The 16,157-nt window shown below is 71.9% G+C and carries 16 protein-coding genes and 2 pseudogenes; 7 read left to right on the top strand and 11 right to left on the bottom strand.

The window, feature by feature from the left end:
* Both QFZ74_RS20750 and QFZ74_RS20745 read left to right on the top strand, forming a co-directional pair.
* Positions 1 to 1,035 (top strand): heavy metal transporter, encoded by a 1,035-nt coding sequence (locus tag QFZ74_RS20750; protein WP_307622298.1) that lies wholly within the window; start codon positions 1 to 3, stop codon positions 1,033 to 1,035.
* Between the two features lie 329 nt (positions 1,036 to 1,364).
* Positions 1,365 to 1,811, top strand: coding sequence for an ATP-binding protein (locus QFZ74_RS20745; protein ID WP_307622297.1), 447 nt, complete (start codon positions 1,365 to 1,367; stop codon positions 1,809 to 1,811).
* Between the two features lie 92 nt (positions 1,812 to 1,903).
* Here the strand turns inward: QFZ74_RS20745 and QFZ74_RS20740 are convergent, their stop codons facing one another.
* Together QFZ74_RS20740 and fdxA are read right to left on the bottom strand one after the other, a co-directional pair.
* Positions 1,904 to 3,001 (bottom strand): bifunctional succinyldiaminopimelate transaminase/glutamate-prephenate aminotransferase, encoded by a 1,098-nt coding sequence (locus tag QFZ74_RS20740; RefSeq protein ID WP_307622296.1) that lies wholly within the window; start codon positions 2,999 to 3,001, stop codon positions 1,904 to 1,906.
* A gap of 148 nt (positions 3,002 to 3,149) precedes the next feature.
* Complete coding sequence (gene fdxA, locus QFZ74_RS20735; protein ID WP_307622295.1) at positions 3,150 to 3,470, bottom strand: ferredoxin; 321 nt, start codon at positions 3,468 to 3,470, stop codon at positions 3,150 to 3,152.
* A 140-nt stretch (positions 3,471 to 3,610) separates the two neighbouring features.
* Between fdxA and QFZ74_RS20730 the strand changes: the two genes are divergently transcribed.
* Both QFZ74_RS20730 and QFZ74_RS20725 read left to right on the top strand, forming a co-directional pair.
* On the top strand, positions 3,611 to 4,645 hold the full coding sequence (locus QFZ74_RS20730; RefSeq protein WP_307622294.1) for a GNAT family N-acetyltransferase: 1,035 nt from the start codon (positions 3,611 to 3,613) through the stop codon (positions 4,643 to 4,645).
* Positions 4,646 to 4,674: 29 nt separating this feature from the next.
* A complete protein-coding gene (locus tag QFZ74_RS20725) occupies positions 4,675 to 5,526 on the top strand; it encodes a transglutaminase-like domain-containing protein (RefSeq protein WP_307622293.1) in 852 nt (283 codons plus the stop codon).
* A 31-nt stretch (positions 5,527 to 5,557) separates the two neighbouring features.
* Here QFZ74_RS20725 and QFZ74_RS20720 read toward each other — a convergent pair.
* The 8 genes and pseudogenes from QFZ74_RS20720 to QFZ74_RS20685 all read right to left on the bottom strand — a co-directional run.
* Positions 5,558 to 5,773: pseudogene (locus QFZ74_RS20720) on the bottom strand (response regulator transcription factor); the annotation flags it as partial.
* Positions 5,767 to 6,111: pseudogene (locus QFZ74_RS20715) on the bottom strand (ATP-binding cassette domain-containing protein); the annotation flags it as partial. The pseudogenes QFZ74_RS20715 and QFZ74_RS20720, both read right to left, overlap by 7 nt.
* A 152-nt stretch (positions 6,112 to 6,263) precedes the next feature.
* Entirely contained in the window at positions 6,264 to 8,426 is a 2,163-nt protein-coding gene (locus tag QFZ74_RS20710) for a hypothetical protein (RefSeq protein WP_307622292.1), read from the bottom strand.
* Positions 8,427 to 8,582: 156 nt separating this feature from the next.
* Positions 8,583 to 9,002 (bottom strand): DUF6113 family protein, encoded by a 420-nt coding sequence (locus QFZ74_RS20705; protein WP_307622291.1) that lies wholly within the window; start codon positions 9,000 to 9,002, stop codon positions 8,583 to 8,585.
* On the bottom strand, positions 8,999 to 9,901 hold the full coding sequence (mshB, locus tag QFZ74_RS20700) for an N-acetyl-1-D-myo-inositol-2-amino-2-deoxy-alpha-D-glucopyranoside deacetylase (protein ID WP_307622290.1): 903 nt from the start codon (positions 9,899 to 9,901) through the stop codon (positions 8,999 to 9,001). Before mshB ends, QFZ74_RS20705 begins: the two co-directional genes overlap by 4 nt.
* A 72-nt stretch (positions 9,902 to 9,973) precedes the next feature.
* Positions 9,974 to 10,921, bottom strand: coding sequence for a hypothetical protein (locus QFZ74_RS20695; RefSeq protein WP_307622289.1), 948 nt, complete (start codon positions 10,919 to 10,921; stop codon positions 9,974 to 9,976).
* 25 nt (positions 10,922 to 10,946) lie between these two features.
* A complete protein-coding gene (locus tag QFZ74_RS20690) occupies positions 10,947 to 11,831 on the bottom strand; it encodes a helix-turn-helix domain-containing protein (protein WP_307622288.1) in 885 nt (294 codons plus the stop codon).
* A gap of 145 nt (positions 11,832 to 11,976) precedes the next feature.
* The gene (locus QFZ74_RS20685; protein WP_307622287.1) at positions 11,977 to 12,516 is read right to left on the bottom strand and encodes an ATP-binding protein; all 540 of its coding nucleotides are present in this window, start codon (positions 12,514 to 12,516) and stop codon (positions 11,977 to 11,979) included.
* Between the two features lie 93 nt (positions 12,517 to 12,609).
* Here QFZ74_RS20685 and QFZ74_RS20680 point away from each other — a divergent pair, with 93 nt between their 5' ends.
* Together QFZ74_RS20680 and QFZ74_RS20675 are read left to right on the top strand one after the other, a co-directional pair.
* Positions 12,610 to 13,473 carry a helix-turn-helix transcriptional regulator gene (locus QFZ74_RS20680; RefSeq protein WP_307622286.1) on the top strand — a complete coding sequence of 288 codons (864 nt, stop codon included), beginning with the start codon at positions 12,610 to 12,612 and terminating at the stop codon, positions 13,471 to 13,473.
* Positions 13,470 to 13,664, top strand: a complete 195-nt coding sequence (locus QFZ74_RS20675; protein WP_307622285.1) for a DUF397 domain-containing protein — start codon at positions 13,470 to 13,472, stop codon at positions 13,662 to 13,664. The genes QFZ74_RS20680 and QFZ74_RS20675 overlap by 4 nt, the downstream gene beginning before the upstream one ends.
* Here QFZ74_RS20675 and QFZ74_RS20670 read toward each other — a convergent pair.
* Complete coding sequence (locus QFZ74_RS20670; RefSeq protein ID WP_307622284.1) at positions 13,654 to 13,848, bottom strand: hypothetical protein; 195 nt, start codon at positions 13,846 to 13,848, stop codon at positions 13,654 to 13,656. The genes QFZ74_RS20675 and QFZ74_RS20670 overlap by 11 nt on opposite strands.
* Before the next feature lie 190 nt (positions 13,849 to 14,038).
* On the opposite strand from QFZ74_RS20670, the gene QFZ74_RS20665 reads away from it, so the two are divergent.
* Complete coding sequence (locus QFZ74_RS20665; protein WP_307622283.1) at positions 14,039 to 16,156, top strand: S9 family peptidase; 2,118 nt, start codon at positions 14,039 to 14,041, stop codon at positions 16,154 to 16,156.
* Position 16,157: the final 1 nt, after the last annotated feature.

Genomic DNA, 16,157 nt, shown 5'->3' with positions numbered 1-16,157 from the left:
GTGCCAGAGTCGACCCCCACTCCCAAGCGTCGCGGCCGTCTCGTCCGGCTCGCTGCGGCCTTCGTGGTGCTGTGCGCCGTCGCGGGCTATCTCGTGGTCCAGTACGTCACCGGAGGCACGGGAGCTCCCGGCTGCAAGGTCGTGTCCGGTCAGCAAGGTGACGGGACGTCGTACGAGTTCACGCCCGAGCAGGCGGTGAACGCGGCGACCATCGCCGCCGTGGGCACCGGGCGCCGGATGCCCGAACGGGCCGTGGCCATCGCGCTGGCCACCGCGCTGCAGGAGTCGGCACTGCGCAACATCCAGCATGGCGACCGGGATTCACTGGGTCTGTTCCAGCAGCGCCCCTCGCAGGGCTGGGGCACCGAGCAGCAGATCATGGACCCGTCGTACGCGGCGGGCATCTTCTACGAGCACCTGGCCCGGGTGCCCGACTACGCCGAGCTGCCGCTCACCGTGGCCGCGCAGCGCGTGCAGCGCAGCGGCTACCCCGAGGCCTACGCCAAGCACGAGCCGGACGCCACGCTGCTGGCCGCCGCGCTGACCGGCCAGTCGGCCGCCACGCTGACCTGCGAGGGCCGCCCGGTGACCAGCGCCGCCGCCACTCCGGCCACGGCCCCGGTCGCCGCCGCCGCGCCCACCGACGCGGTACGGGCCGCCCTGGTACGGGACTTCGGGCGCGACGCGTTCGAGGAGACGGGCGCGGAGATCGGCGGAGCGCCGAAGCCGGTGTCGACCCCCGCCCCGAGTCCGCACCCGACCGTGACCGCCCAGTCGCACGGCCGGACCGTGACCGTGCCGGTGCCCGAGGGCACGCGGATCGACGCGTCGGGGCGCAGCGAGGAGGAGCGCGGCTGGCAGCTCGCGCACTGGGCGGTGGCCAACTCCTCGGCGCTGCACATCCAGCGGGTGACGTACGCCGGGCGGGAGTGGATCGCGGGGCGGACCGAGAGCACGTGGCAGTCGACCGTCCCGAAGGGCACCGGGGGCGCGGAGCGCTCCGCGGGGGCGGTCCGGATCCTCACCGCGCAGTAGTGCGACGGGTCACCCCCGGGAGTTACGGCGCCCAGGCCGGTCCCGGGGGTGCGCAGGTTTTCGTGTGGTCACTCTCGCGGGCGCGAAACCCCTTGGGAGCACAGAGGCGTAAGGATCCTGCGGTCCCGTCCGACGGACGCTCTTTGCCCGTTTTTATCCACAACCGATAATGCGACGCGTTATCAATTCTTTACCTTTGGGCTCCGCAACCTTCCCGGACTTCGAGCGGTAGTCACTGCGTCCGAGCCCGGTCGGCCGAACAACAGATGAAGCCTCAACGGCCGGGCTTCACAGGACAGTTCATCGTCACTCCCGTCGAATGGAGCATCATGTCCCTCCCTCTGACCCGCCGGATCGCCCGTGCAGCGCTGCTCGTCGCGGCGGGAGCGGCCGCCGGGGTCGGTGCGGCCGGCTCCGCCAGCGCGGCACCGAGTCTCCCGGCCACCCCGAACGTCGGCGGGCTGACCGCCCTGGACGGGGCGAGCGTCGGCAACACGGTCGACGGCGTGGCCCGGAACGTCACCGATGTCGCGGGCGACACGGGCGGCAAGGCGGTCAAGAAGGCGGTGCCCGCCGCGGGCAAGACCGGCGGCAAGGCCGTGAAGAAGGCGGCCCCGGCGGCGCAGCGCACCGCGGGCGACGCGGCCGGCTCCGCCGCGGACGTGCTCGGCGACACGGCCTCGTCGGCGACGAAGGGCGGCCTGCCCACGGGCTCCCTCACCAAGGGAGGCCTGCCGACCTCCTCGCTGCCCGTACAGGGACTCCCGCTGGGCTGACACCCCCGGCGGACACCGGAGGGGCCCGGAGAGCCCACCACACGCTCCCCGGGCCCCTCCGCGTACGTCTACGGGCCCCCCTCCACGTACGTCTACTTGGTAAGCCGCGCCACCGCCGCGGCGACCCGCTCGTCGCTCGCCGTCAGCGCCACGCGTACGAACTTCTCGCCCGCCTCGCCGTAGAAGTCGCCCGGGGCGACCAGGATGCCCAGGTCGGCCAGGTGGGCCACGGTCTCCCAGCAGGACTCGCCGCGGGTCGCCCACAGGTAGAGGCTGGCCTCGCTGTGCTCGATGCGGAAGCCGTGAGCGAGGAGCGCCTCGCGCAGGGCTGTGCGGCGGGCGGCGTAGCGCTCCCGCTGCTCGCGGACGTGGGCGTCGTCGGACAGGGCCGCGACGACCGCCGCCTGGGTGGGCGCCGACGTCATCATGCCGCCGTGCTTGCGGATCTCCAGCAGCGGGCCGAGGACGTCCGGGTCGCCGGCCAGGAAGGCGGCGCGGTAGCCGGCCAGGTTCGAGCGCTTCGACAGCGAGTGGACCGCCACGATGCCCTCGTACGAGCCGCCGTTGACGTCCGGGTGCAGGACGGAGACCGGGTCGGCCTCCCAGCCCAGTTCGAGGTAGCACTCGTCGGAGAAGACCAGGACACCGTGCTCGCGGGCCCAGGCCACGATCCGGGTCAGCTCCTCCTTGGAGAGGACCTGGCCGGTGGGGTTGGACGGCGAGTTCAGCCACAGGAGCCTGAGGTTCGCGGGGTCCAGCTCGGTCGGGTCGTCGTAGACCACGGCGTCGGCGCGGGCCAGGCGGGCGCCGACCTCGTAGGTCGGGTAGGCCAGGCGCGGGAAGGCGACCTTGTCGCCGGGGCCGAGGCCCAGCTGGGTCGGGAGCCAGGCGACCAGTTCCTTGGATCCGACGATCGGCAGGACGTGCCGGTGGGTGACCTCGCGGGCGCCCAGGCGGCGCTCCAGCCAGCCGGTGATCGCGTCGCGCAGCGCCGGGGTGCCCCAGACCGTCGGATAGCCCGGGGAGTCGGCCGCGTCGATCAGGGCCTTCTGGATCAGCTCGGGGACCGGGTCGACCGGGGTGCCGACGGAGAGGTCGACGATGCCGTCCGGGTGCGCGGCGGCCGTCTTCTTGTACGGCTCCAGCTTGTCCCAGGGGAAGGTGGGCAGCCGGTCGGTTACGGCGGACACGGGTATCGGGCTCACTTTCTTCGGTACGGCGCCGCAGACGGCCACGCGGCCCGGTCCGGCAAACGCCTCGGTCCCGTACGGCGCCGATCTCCAGGGTGATCAGGCCGTACGGGACCGAGGCGGCACGCTGTGCGGGCCGCTGTGGGTGTTACTCGCCCTGCGGCGGCAGCGCGGCGATGAACGGGTGGTCACGCTCGATCAGGCCGAGCTTGCTGGCCCCGCCGGGAGAGCCGAGTTCGTCGAAGAACTCGACGTTCGCCTTGTAGTAGTCCTTCCACTCCTCCGGAGTGTCGTCCTCATAGAAGATCGCCTCGACCGGGCAGACCGGCTCACAGGCACCACAGTCGACGCATTCGTCCGGTTGGATGTACAAGGACCGCTGGCCCTCGTAGATGCAGTCGACCGGGCACTCCTCGATGCACGCCTTGTCCTTGACGTCGACACAAGGCTGCGCGATGACGTAGGTCACGCTGTCGTTCCTCCTTGATAGGGCGCTGGCGGGCCACCTCAGGCTCCGCCGCCTGGCGCGCGGGAGCGCGGCGTCGTCGATGCCCGCCCCTAGTATCTCCGTTCCTGGGCATGATCCGAACAGGAGGGGTGAACTGACCTGTGGAAATCTCTGGCGCCGGACGCTTCGAGGTCCGCATCTCCGCTGCTGACGTGGGCAAACGGGTCTCCGTACGACGCCTGAGCAAGCGCGAAACGCCGGGCGAGAAGTTCACTGACACGGTGGGTGTTCTCGCATCGTGGGACGACGGAGTGCTGTTGATCACACAGCGGGACGGACAGACCGTTCATATCCCGGAATCCACGGTCGTTGCGGGCAAAGTGATCCCGGCGGCTCCGGCGCGTCGGCGCGGTCCGTCGGCCACGTACGAGGAGCTCGCGCACGTGTCGTCGCGGGGCTGGCGGCCGGTGGAGAGCGAGCGGCTGGGCGAGTGGGAGCTGCGCGCGGCCGGCGGGTTCACGCGCCGGGCCAACAGCGTGCTGCCGCTCGGCGATCCGGGCCTTCCGCTCGACGCGGCGCTGGATACCGTACGACGCTGGTACGAGGCGCGCGGTCTGCCCGCGTACGTCCAGACCGCGACCGGTGCCGCGGGCACGCAGGAGCTGCTGTGCGCGGAGCTGGAGCGGCGCGGGTGGGTGCGTGAGACGAGTGCCGAGCTGTGGATCGGGGCGCTGGCGCCGGTCGCCGACCGGGCCGAGACCGCCGAGGTGGTGCTGTCCCGGGAGGCGGACGAGACATGGCTGGCGCGATACCAGCGATCCGGGGTGAGCGATGTGGCCCTGCGGGTGCTGAGCGGCGGACCCTCGGTGTGGTTCGCGACGGTGCCGGGCGAGAGCGGCGGCGGACCCGCCGCGATCGGGCGCTGCGTGGTGGACGGACGCTGGGCCGGGTTCGGAGCCGTCGAGGTGGATCCCGCGCTGCGGCGCCGGGGGCTGGCGACGGACGTGATGACCGCGCTGGCCCGCCAGGCGCTGGCCGAGGGCGCCTCGGCCGGCTGGCTCCAGGTCGAGTCGGACAACGGCGACGGGCGGGCGCTGTACACGGAGCTGGGTTTCGCGCCGCACCACGCCTACCACCACTACCGCGAGCTGCGGCCCGGCCAGGACGCGGGGCCGGCCGGCTCCGGCGGGTCCTGAAGGCCGCCGTGGAAGGGCACGGGCCTGCGATGCACCCCCTCGATCCCCCGCCCCCGGAACGCTCCACCGAGCTGCGACAGCGGTTCGCCGAGGAGGCGCGCTCCGGGCGGCCCGACCTGTCGGCGCTGTGCCTGCTGATCGGCGCGGTGGCCGACGGCTCGCTGGACGAGGCGGGCATGGACGCCGCGCAGATCGAGCTGGACGAGCTGGCCGGGCGACTGCCCTACCGCCCCGGCGGCCCGTCCGCCTGGGCCGGGGCGCTGCACCAGCTGCTCGGTGTGCGCGGCGAGTTCTCCGGCTCGCCCGCGGACTACCGGCGCCTTGAGTCGTCGCTGCTGCACGAGGTGCTGCGGCGGCGGCGCGGGCTGCCGATCCTGCTGTCGGTGGTGTGGATCGAGGTGGCGCGGCGGGCCGGAGCCCCGGTGCACGGGGTCGCGCTGCCGGGCCACTTCGTGGTCGGGTTCGGCCCGCCCGAGGAGCAGGTGCTGGCCGACCCCTTCGACGGGGGCCGGGTGCTCACGGGCACCGACGCCGAGCTGCTCGTCGCGGGGGCCACGGGCGCGCCGCTGCATCAGTCGATGCTGGTGCCCGCCGATCCGCTCGACGTCGTCCAGCGGATCCTGAACAACATCCGGGCATGGGCGGCGCCCCGGCCCGAGTGCTCGGACGTGGCGCTGTGGGCGGTGGAGCTGTCCCTGCTGCTGCCGTCACACCCGGCCCGGCTGCGCTACGAACGGGCCCAACTCCTCGTCCAAAGCGGCGACTTCCTCGCCGGCGCGGCCGAACTGGACGCCTACGCCGAGGTACTGGGAGCGGTGGACGAACCGGCCGCCGAACTCCTGCGCCACCAGGCCCACGCGGCCCGCGCCAAGCTCAACTAGCAGTTCGGCACGAGCCGTTCGTTCGTCGTGGCTACAGCCACCCCTTCTCCCGAGCCGTCCGCACCGCCTCCGCCCGGTTGCGTACCGCCAGTTTCTGGATCGCCGTGGAGAGGTAGTTGCGTACCGTGCCCTGCGAGAGGTGCAGGGTCGCCGCCAGTTCCGCGTTGGTGGCGCCGTCGGCCGCGGCGCGCAGGACCTCGCGCTCGCGGTCGGTGAGGGGGTTGGCGCCGTCGGCGAGGGCGGCCGCGGGTGCAGATCGCAGGCCAGCTTGACCAGTTCGGCGACGGTGACCTCGTCCATCAGCCCGCCGCTCTGCAGCATGGCGCCCACTCGCCCGGCGACGATCGCCTCGCGCGGGCCGGTCCCGAAGACGCTGACCGTGCCGGCGTCGGCCTGCTTGAGGCCGAGCAGCAGGTCGAGCGTGGTGGACTTGCCGGCCCCGTTGGGCCCGAGCAGTGCCACGGTCTCCCCCGGGTACAGCCGGAGCGAGAGGCCGTCGACGGCCCGCACGCTCCCGTACGTCTTGCTCACCTGGTCGAACCCCACCACCGGGGCGGTGATGGCGGGTGCCGCTGTCGTCGTCATGCCCACCATGCTGGCGGCGAGAGGGGGCCGGGGGCAGTGCCGTCGGTCCTGACTGCCGGATGACAGATGTCACGCGCCCGGGGTGACCCGCCCCCACGAACGCGCGGAGGGCGCCCGGTGCGGAACCGGGCGCCCTCCGCTCAACTCGGCGCCTAGCTCGGGGTGGTGTCGATGACCCCGACGCGCTGGGCCGGCGTCGTACCGCGCAGGGCCTGGCGCAGGGCGCCGACGACGTCCTGCGGCATGACCGCGCGCTTGCCGGTCGCGCCCTCGATCTGCACGCCCTGGAAGGTGGTGCCGTAGGCCGCCTGGAGCGCCTTGAGGTCGTACGTCTCCACGAGCTTGCCGTCGATGGCCTTGAAACCGAGGATCTTCGGCAGCGAGCGGGCCCCGAACTTGATGCTGTGCGCCGCGTCGGTCTGGACGATGGCGATGTTGGACATCGCCGGTGCGGCGACGGCCTTCAGTTCCCGGTCGACCTCGGCGTTGGACACCGTCGGCTGCTGGAGAGTCGTGGGCACGACCACCGGCGTGGAGGTTCCGGTCTCCAGCAGGGTGCGGTACGCCTGTCCGATCGCCGTGGTCGCCTTGGCGGCGTCGACGCCCTTGCCCGGCTTGCCGTACACGGCAATGGCCTTACCGCCCTGGAACGCGATGGTGCCCTCGGTGACCGATCCGGAGCCGCCGCCCGCGGCCTGGAGGGCCGCCTGGAGCTTCTCCTTGTCGATCGGCATGTTCGGGTCCACCTCGCGGTGGTTGCCGAACAGCGAGCCGACGACGGTGATCGGGTTGTAGTCGCTCTTCGCGGCCACGTCGACCGTCGCCTGCATGTCGAACTGCAGGCCCGCCTGGTCCGGCTTGAGCGCGACGGTCTTGCCGGCCACCGACAGCTTCAGCGGCAGGTTCACCTGGCGCCCGAAGGCGTTGTCGAGCTTGTTGACGGCCTCGTCGCGGGTGCCGCCGCCGATGTCGACGCCGAGCACGGTGGTGCCCTTGGGCACGTCGGAGTGGTTCATCAGCAGGCCGGCGCCGTAGACACCGCCCACGAGGACGACCACGCCGACGGCGATCAGGACCAGCTTGCTGCGGCCCTTCTTTTTCTTCTGCTTGCCCTGCGGCCCGCTCTGCGAGCCCGGGTCGGGCAGCTTCGGCGGCGTGTAGGACGCGCCGCCGCCCGCGCCCGCGAACGGCGAGCCCGTGGCGGACGGGACGACCGGGATGCCGCTGGTGACGGTGTGTCCGGAGATGTTGGCCGGCGGGGTGTAGCCCGGCGTGCCGGGCACGCCCGGGGGCGGCTCGGGGGCCAGCTTCTGCGGGGTGAGGATCGCGGTGTCGTCGCTCAGGCCGCCACCGGGGCCGACGCCGACCGCGGGGCCCTTCTTCGGGGCGCCGGGACCGGGGAACGGCTCGCCGGACTGCGGGCCGCCGCTGCCGGGGCCGACGCCGATGGGCGGTGCCATCGGGCTGTCGCCGGTGACCGGACCGCTGGTCGGACCGGCGGGGCCCTTCGGACCGGTGGGGCCGCTGTGGCCGCCCGCTCCGCTGAAGCCGCCGGGCGCACCGGGGCCGCCCTTGCCACCGGGGCCGCCGGGAACGCCGGAGCCGCCACGGGGGTTCCGGTCGTTCTCCGAGAAGTACGGGAGGTCGTCGCGGCGCGCGTCGGCGCCGCCCGTCGGACCGGGGCGCGCGCCGCCCGGACGCGGGCCCGCGGAGAGCGCCTCGGTGACGTCGAAGGAACCGGTGCCGCCGCCGTGGCCGGGCGCCACGGGGCCGCCGGTGGCGCCGCCGGGGAGTCCCGACCCGTTCGTCCCGCCGGGGGCGCCGGGGCCGCCGGGGCGGGAGGCGCCCGGCGCGCTCATGGAGCCGACGACACCGCCGGGACGCGCGCCACCCGGACGCGGTCCGGAGCGGCCGGCGCCAGAGGGACCCGCGCTCTTGGGGGCACCGCCGCCGGCGGCGGAACCGCCGGGCATCCCAGCCCCGTTGCTGCCACCGCCCTTGGGCGCGCCGCCCTTGCGGGGCGCGAACCAGCCGCTCACCTGCTCCTCGGCGGGAGCCGGGGACGGGGCGGGGGCATCGGCGGCGGACGCGGCGGCCTCGGACTGCGCGGCCCTACGGCCCGTGCCCGTGCCCGCGGCGTCGTCGGGACTCTCGCCGTCCGCGACGGGGGTGCGTACGACGACCGGCGGGATGGGCCGCGATCCGGGGATGTTGATGCGGACCCGGGTCGTCAGCGTGGTCTCGGTCTTGCGGTCCTCCGCGGCTCCCCCGCGACCGTTGGGACCGGAGGACGGAGTGTCAGTTTCACGACTCAAGGCAGGTTCTCCCGATTGGCTCCGCCGCACATCACGGCCTTGCTCGGGCGGCTCGGCGGCGCGCACCACCATACTGGCCACGCCTGGCCGGTATCCCACGCCCGCCGGGGAATCCCACACCGGACCCGCACGCGCGCGTGCGGGCGAAGTAGTACGTCACTTGCCAAGTCGGACGTCACGGGCGCCGGACGAGCGCCCCCAACCGACAGTGGCACAGATCACAGCGAGGGCCATGCCGCCGAGCAGAAAGAGATAGGATCCGCCTCCCGCACTGAACAGGAAGTCCCCCTCGGGGCGGCTGGCGGTGAGCAGGATGACGGCGACGACCCAGCCCGCGGCGGGCGCGACCGCCCCGGCCCGGCTCCCCGCGGCCCGGCATCCGCCGAGGAAGATCCCCGCGGCGCCTGCCAGCGCGAGCAGCAGCCCGCCCGGGAACCAGCCGGCCTGCACGAGCGCCCCGGCCAGCCCGACCACGGCACCGAGCACGAACAGCCCGGTGTACGCCGCGATCCGCCCGGCCGACGGCGGCTTCACCGGCTGCGCGAGCAGGGAGCCACGTCCCGTCGGCGTACTCATGACGCCTCCTCGGTGTCGACGCCGGCGAACAGATCGCTCTCCCGTACGTCCGGACGCGCGCCGCCCACCAACTCGTAGTACTCGGTGGTGAACAGCGGCTGGGCCAGCTCGTTGGAGAGCGCGAAGTAGGGCTCGGCCACCTCGATCTGGGTGGCGTGCGCGCGCATCGCGGCAGCCTTGGCGGCGGCGTGGGCGGTGCCGTCGACGGCGGTGGTGACCCGGGCGTCGTCCACCACGCCCGGTACGTCCTCCAGGGCGGCGGACTTGGCGAAGGGCAGGCCCGGCAGCTCGCGCCCGAGCCGCTCGAAGGCCTCCTCGCCGACGCCGCGCGGGACGCGGTTCCAGTAGACCTTGGCGATCCGGTGCCCCGCCTCGGCGGCCAGCTCCACGGCGCGCATGGCGACGCGGTGGGCCTGGATGTGGTCGGGGTGGCCGTAGCCGCCGTTGTCGTCGTAGGTGACGAGGACCTGGGGACGTACGTCGAGGATCACCTCGGCGAGCAGGGCGGCGGCCGCGTCGACGTCTGCCTGCCAGAAGCAGCCGGGGTCGTCGTTGTCGGCGGTGCCCATCATCCCGGAGTCACGGAAGGCGCCCGGTCCGCCGAGCAGCCGGACGTCCTCGACGCCGAGCGCGTGCATGGCGGCGGTCAGCTCACCCAGCCGGTACTCCCCCAGGGCGTCGCCGGTGAGGTGCGCCAGCTCGGGCGGAATGACCTCACCGCCCTCCCCCAACGTGCAGGTGACCAGCGTGACCCGCGCTCCCTCGGCCGCGTACTTGGCCATGGTCGCGCCATTGTTGATCGACTCGTCGTCCGGGTGCGCGTGCACCAGCAACAGCCGCCGAGCGTAGCGAGGTGGGGGTCCCCCCGGCCGAAGGTTGGGGGAGGGCATCTCCGTCATGCCCCCACCCTACGAGGCGGCTGCCGCCGGTCACCTTCCTGGCTGCCTGTGCAGTGGCAACCCGTAAACGACTCAGGCGTCGTCGTCCCTGAAGATCTCTCCGGCGGACGACGCTGTGGCGGCGCGGACGAGCCAGCGGCGCAGGACGTCGGGGTCGGTGCAGTCGGTGATCCGGTCAAGGACATCGGCGGGCACCTGAACCCCACGCGCATCGAGGACCAGCAGCACGTCATGGGAAGCCGCCTGGACCTGGCCCTCGGCTCGACCTTGATCGAGACCTTGCCCGAGGCCCTGTTCGAGGCCCTGCTCGAGGCCCTGCTTGCGTGCCTCGTCCCGGATCTCCTCAACGAGGTACGACTTGTAGAAGGAAAGGTCCACGGCCACCAGGTTCCTCCAGATTTCTGCGGCCCGGCGGCTGCCGCCCAGGCCCTGTGCGGTGAATTCGATGATGAGTTCGGCTACGGCGTCGGGTACGCCCTGCAGAGCGGTGGACAGGGCCTTCAGTATCCCACCCACGTCCGGATTCTTCGCGTGAGTGATGGCGGACAACGTGGTCAGCGCCAGGTCGGCCCGAGCTTCGTCGGGGTCAGTGATCACGGGCATGTTGTGCGGACCTGCGACAAGCGGGTGCACGACGAGGGAGGCCCACCCTCGAGGGCCGATGGGTACGGGCTGAGCGGCCCACTCGGCCGTGGCCTTGTCCTGGCAGACGACCAGCAGCAGGGGCGCCGTCTTGTACTTCGCGTAGAAGAAGGACAGGTAGTAAGCCCAACTGGCTGGTTTGTTCGAGTCCTTCGCGTTCTGCGCTTCGACGGCCAGCAGCATCGGCTCCTCGCCGTCGAAGCGCAGCAGTGTGTCGACACGGCGTTCGATGGGCTGGGTTTCGGTGAGGTCGGTCGACAGAACGGTCACGGACGTGGTCGGGACGAACGGGACACCGAGAACCTTGGAGACGCCGGTGAACAGGCCCGGGTACTCCTGGAAGATGCGGTGCATCGCCTCGTGGGACGAGTTGACCATGCGATTCGTTACTCGTGGACGAGTGTCAAGTGGGCCCGAGCGACCGGGCTCGGCAGTCGCGGCACCGGCCTGGCACCGGAGCCCGGAAGGCGCGATCGCAGCCGTCGCATGTCTGGAGCGGTTGCCGTACGGCCGGTGACGTCGCCGGCGCGCGGAACGGTGGCGGGGGTGGCAACTGGGCGCGGAGGCGGTGGGCCAGGAGGGCGGCGGGGCGGCGCGGTCCCTCGGGCGGCAGGTCGGCGGTCAGTGCCTGTCGTACGGCGGTGGCGCTGACGTCGCGCTCCAGCCAGGCGGCCACGCCCGGCGCGAGGTGCGCGGCATCGCAGGCCGAGAGGAGGAGGCGGGGATCGTGACGGCGCAGGTCGGCGAGGAGATCCGCGGCCTTCTGGAGGAGGGCGGGAGCGGGGTACGCGGGCTGCGGGACCGCGGGCAGCGGCTTGCGGGGGACGCGCTTCCTCGGGGCCTGCACCGGTTGGGCGCGGGCCGGGCAGTCGGCCTCGTCGTCCTCGCGGTGCCGTCCGGGCTGGTTGCACGAGATCGTGCGGGTGACGATGCGGCCACCGGGCACACGTTCGCGGACGCGACGCAGATAACCGTGGGTCTCCAGCTCCCGCAGCGCGGCCGCGATACGGGTCGTCCCCTCGGGGAAGCGGGCGGCGAGGGTCTTGATGTCGACGCGGGCTCCTGCGGGCAGCGACTGGATGTGGACGCCCAGCCCGATCGCGAGGCCCGACAGTTCCGGGTGCTGGGCGAGATGGTTGCCGATCACCGTGAAGCGGGCGGTGTGGCGGGAGTTGTCGTGCGTGAGGCCGCCGCCGGGACCAGAGCGCGAAGGCCGCCGGTTCGGGTGTTTGTCGGCGGTAATACGGGACTTGGCGCGCGCGGGCGCGCTAGGGTTCTGGGTATCCATCTGGGAAGTTCATGCCTTCCTCGGTGGTCAGGCCCTCGCACTGGGATGCCAGTCCCTGCGGGGGCCGTCGCATGTTTGCGGTTGTGTTGTTGCGCCTGAGCGTAAGGCAGGCAACCGGACACAAATCCAGTCGAGTTGGCGATGTTCACTCCCCCGAGTGAGGACACGCCGCGGGCGGGAGGGGAGGGGCTTGGTACGGGTTCTTTCTCTCTCGTGTTCCGTGGGAAAGGCCGCCCGTCGCACCGGAGTTCAGGAACGTGGATGCCGGTGCCCCCGTATTCAGTTCCGCCCAGACCGTCTTGCGCGGATGCCGCTCCAGGGCTACGCCCCACCGGTCGGCCAGCGCTTCGACGACGACGAGCCCCCGGCCCGACTCGGCGTCGCCGGCGGGCCCCTCAAGGCAGGGCGAGCGGTCCCCGCGGGTGTCGGTCACCTCGATGCGCAGGGTGTCCGCGACCGCGTACAGGGTGAGCTGGAAGTCACGGCCGGGGACACGGCCGTGCGTGACCGCGTTGGCGGCGAGTTCGGCGACGAGTTGGCGTGCCGGGTCCAACGGCAGGCCCCACGCGCGCAGTTGCTCAACCGCCAGCAGACGGGCCAGGCGGGCCCCACGCGGCGTGGACGACAGGCGCAGGGTGAAGTTCCGGACGGCGGTTTCGTGGATCACGTCACTCAGAGTGGCCATGTCCACCTACTCTGAACAGTGATGATGCCGCTACGTACGGTCACTGTCCGGAGCTTGTCCAGCCGTGTCCGGGCTGTCGGGGAGGGGTGCGGGATGACGTTGGAGCAACTCAGGAGCGAGGCGGACGAGCCGGGCTGGGAAGTGGACCCGGACGACGACTGGGGCATCGCCGTCATCGCCACGGTGGGCCGCCAACTCAAGCTGCGGCGCGAGGCGGTGGGAATGCGGGCACCCGACTTCGGGGTGGCGGTCGGGTACGGCGAGGACATGGTCTACAAGATCGAGGGCGGCAAGCGGATCCCCCGGCCCGAGTATCTGGACAAGGCGGACGAGGTGTTGGGGGCGGGTGGGCTGCTCGCGGCGATGAAGGAGGACGTGGCCAAGGTCCGGTATCCGAAGAAGGTTCGGGATCTGGCGCAGGCGGAAGCGAAGGCGGTCGAGCTTCAGCTGTACGACCCGCTGAACATCCATGGGCTGCTTCAGACACCGGAGTACGCGCGCGGACTGCTCCTGATGCGGCGCCCCGCCTACACGGAGGACGAGGTGGAGCGGTTCATCGCCGCCCGCGTGGCACGCAAGTCGCTCTTCGAGCGGGACCCCGCGCCCGAGGTGAGCTTCGTCCTGGAGGAATGGACGCTGCGACGTCCGCTCGGCGGCAGACAGGTCCTGCGCCGCCAGCTCGAACGCTTGCGGGAAGCCGCTCAGTTGAGGAATGTCGAGTTGCAGGTGATGCCGATGGACCGCGAGGAGCACGCCGGTTTGGCCGGCGGTATCGAGGTACTGAAGTTCGAAGACGGCTCCGCCGTCGGGCGCTCACCCGCCGTGTCCAACGGTCGACCGGTCTCGGAACCCAAGCAGCTCCGTATCCTTGAACTGCGGTATGGCATCATCCGGGCTCAGGCCTTCACACCACGTGAGTCGATCGCCTTTATCGAACAGTTGCTGGGGGACACATGACCCGCAAGACGGACCTGTCGTGGTTCAAGAGCAGCTACAGCAGCAGCAGCGAGGGCGACTCCTGCGTCGAAGTCGCCGAAACCGAAACCCCCGCCACCATCCACGTCCGCGACTCCAAGCAAACCGCCGGCCCCCAACTCGCGCTGACGCCGGAGGCCTGGGCCGAGTTCGTGTCGTACGTCAGAACTTGATGCTTCCGATCATGCTGGCGACATTCGTCGTGAGTTCGCTGATCGTGGGAGCAACCGTCGACGAGGCGAGATAGAAGCCGAGCAGGACGCAGACGAACGCGTGGCCGCCCTTCAGTCCCGACTTCTTGATCAGCAGGAAGACGATGATCGCCAGCAGCACCACCGCCGAAATCGAGAGTGCCACGGCGGTTCACCTCCAAAGATCCCGGGGACACGGGGGGTTCGGACTATGGGGGTTGTAGATCGGTTAAGCACACCGGTACGTGAGCCAGCAGGGTCATACCCACGTACCGACAGCGATCATAACTATCCGGTCTCGCGCATCGATCGGCGCACAGCCGCACAAGGGGGCGCATGGCCAATATGGTCAGGGCATGACGACCGAAGCTGAGTCATTCCCCCGACGGCACGCCCGTACCCAGCGGTTCACGCTCGGCGCGCCGCGTTCGTTCACCGTGGCGCCCGATGGTTCGCGTGTCGCGTTCCTGCGCTCCTCGTCCGGTACGGACCGGGCCAACTCCCTGTGGATCCTCGACATGACGGACGGCTCCGAGCGCGTGGCGGCCGACCCGGGTGTGCTGCTGGGCGGCGCCGAGGAGGACCTGTCGCCCGAGGAGCGCGCGCGGCGCGAGCGCAGCCGCGAGGGCGGCGCCGGCATCGTCGGCTACGCGACCGACGCGGCCGTGGAGTTGGCGTCCTTCGCCTTGTCAGGGCGGCTGTTCACGGCGGAGCTCCAGGCCGGCACGGCCCGTGAACTCCCCGTTTCCGGGCCGGTGATCGACCCGCGCCCCTCCCCCGACGGCCGCCATGTCGCGTACGTCGCGGGCGGTGCGCTGAGGGTGATCGGCGCCGAGGGCGAGGGCGACCGGGCGCTGGCGGAGCCGGAATCGGCCGAAGTGACCTACGGCTCGGCCGAGTTCATCGCAGCGGAGGAGATGAACCGTACGCGCGGCTTCTGGTGGGCTCCGGAGTCGGACCGGCTGCTGGTCGCGCGCGCGGACGACACGCCGGTGCAGCGCTGGTGGATCTCCGACCCGGCTCACCCGGAGCGTGACCCACAGCACGTCGCCTACCCGGCGGCCGGCACCCCCAACGCGGACGTACGGCTCTTCGTCATGGGCCTCGACGGGACGCGCACGGAGGTCGCCTGGGACCGGGAGCGTTACCCGTATCTGGCGCGAGTGCACTGGTCACAGGCGGGTGCGCCGCTGCTCCTGGTGCAGTCGCGGGACCAGCGCGGCGAGGTGATCCTGGCCGTGGACCCGGACACGGGGGCGACCCGGATGGTGCATGCCGACGAAGATCCAACATGGCTGGAACTTTTCGCCGGGGTGCCTGCCTGGACTCCTTCCGGGCAGTTGGTACGGATCGCGGACGAAGGCGGTGCGCGCGTGCTCGCGGTGGGCGACCGCCCGCTGACCGGCGCCCAGTTGCACATCCGCTCGGTGCTGGACGTGTCCGCCGACGACGTCCTGGTGTCGGCCTCGGCGGGCGAGGAGGCGGCGGCGCCGGAGACCGGCGAGGTGCACGTGTACCGGGTGAACGAACTGGGCGTGGAGCGCGTGTCGCAGGAGCCGGGCGTGCACACGGCCGTGCGCTCGGGCGGCGTCACCGTGCTGGTGTCCGCCACGCTCGACCGCCCCGGCGCGCGGGTGCAGATCCTGCGTGACGGAAAACCGGCGTTCACTGTCCCGTCGTACGCCGAAGTCCCCGGTTTGTCCCCCCGCGTGACCCTCACCGAGGGGGGCGCACGCCGAATTCCATGCGCCGTGCTTATGCCTCGGGACTACGACTCCGACACTCCCCTTCCGGTCCTTCTGGACCCTTACGGTGGCCCGCACGGTCAGCGTGTGGTAGCCGCGCACAACCCGTATCTGACCTCGCAGTGGTTCGCCGACCAGGGCTTCGCCGTGATCGTCGCCGACGGCCGGGGCACGCCGGGCCGCTCGCCGGCGTGGGAGAAGTCGATCCGGGACGACCTGGCGGACGTCGTCCTCCAGGACCAGGTCGACGCCCTGCACGCCCTCGCCGAGGAGTTCCCGCTGGACCTGAGCCGGGTCGCCATCCGGGGCTGGTCCTTCGGCGGCTACCTCTCCGCGCTCGCGGCTCTGCGCCGCCCGGACGTCTTCCACGCGGCCGTGGTCGGCGCGCCGGTGACCGACCTGCGGCTGTACGACACCCACTACCAGGAGCGCTACCTCGGCGACCCGGCCGAGCAGCCGGACGTCTACCGCCGCAACTCGCTGATCGACGACGCGGGGCTGGTCGACGCGGCCGAGCCGCACCGCCCGATGATGGTCATCCACGGGCTGGCGGACGACAACGTGGTGGTGGCCCACTCCCTGCGCCTGTCCTCGGCCCTGCTGGCCGACGGCCGCGCGCACGAGGTGCTGCCGCTGTCCGGCGTGACCCACATGACCCCGCAGGAGGCCGTCGCGGAGAACCTGCTGCTGCTCCAACTGGACTTCCTCAAGCGGTCCCTGGGGCTGTGAC

It is taken from the genome of Streptomyces sp. V3I7 (assembly GCF_030817495.1).
GTDB lineage: Bacteria > Actinomycetota > Actinomycetes > Streptomycetales > Streptomycetaceae > Streptomyces.
Note: the sequence above shows the minus strand (reverse complement) of the source record. Positions and strands in the feature narration are given on the sequence as shown.

Coding starts and splice junctions, on each gene's coding strand:
- mshB (WP_307622290.1), bottom strand. CDS start 9,901: ATGACGGAGATGCCCTCCCCCAACCTTCGGCCGGGGGGACCCCCACCT.
- QFZ74_RS20665 (WP_307622283.1), top strand. CDS start 14,039: ATGACGACCGAAGCTGAGTCATTCCCCCGACGGCACGCCCGTACCCAG.
- QFZ74_RS20675 (WP_307622285.1), top strand. CDS start 13,470: ATGACCCGCAAGACGGACCTGTCGTGGTTCAAGAGCAGCTACAGCAGC.
- QFZ74_RS20690 (WP_307622288.1), bottom strand. CDS start 11,831: ATGGATACCCAGAACCCTAGCGCGCCCGCGCGCGCCAAGTCCCGTATT.
- QFZ74_RS20725 (WP_307622293.1), top strand. CDS start 4,675: ATGCACCCCCTCGATCCCCCGCCCCCGGAACGCTCCACCGAGCTGCGA.
- QFZ74_RS20695 (WP_307622289.1), bottom strand. CDS start 10,921: ATGGTCAACTCGTCCCACGAGGCGATGCACCGCATCTTCCAGGAGTAC.
- QFZ74_RS20745 (WP_307622297.1), top strand. CDS start 1,365: ATGTCCCTCCCTCTGACCCGCCGGATCGCCCGTGCAGCGCTGCTCGTC.
- QFZ74_RS20685 (WP_307622287.1), bottom strand. CDS start 12,516: ATGGCCACTCTGAGTGACGTGATCCACGAAACCGCCGTCCGGAACTTC.
- QFZ74_RS20680 (WP_307622286.1), top strand. CDS start 12,610: ATGACGTTGGAGCAACTCAGGAGCGAGGCGGACGAGCCGGGCTGGGAA.
- QFZ74_RS20705 (WP_307622291.1), bottom strand. CDS start 9,002: ATGAGTACGCCGACGGGACGTGGCTCCCTGCTCGCGCAGCCGGTGAAG.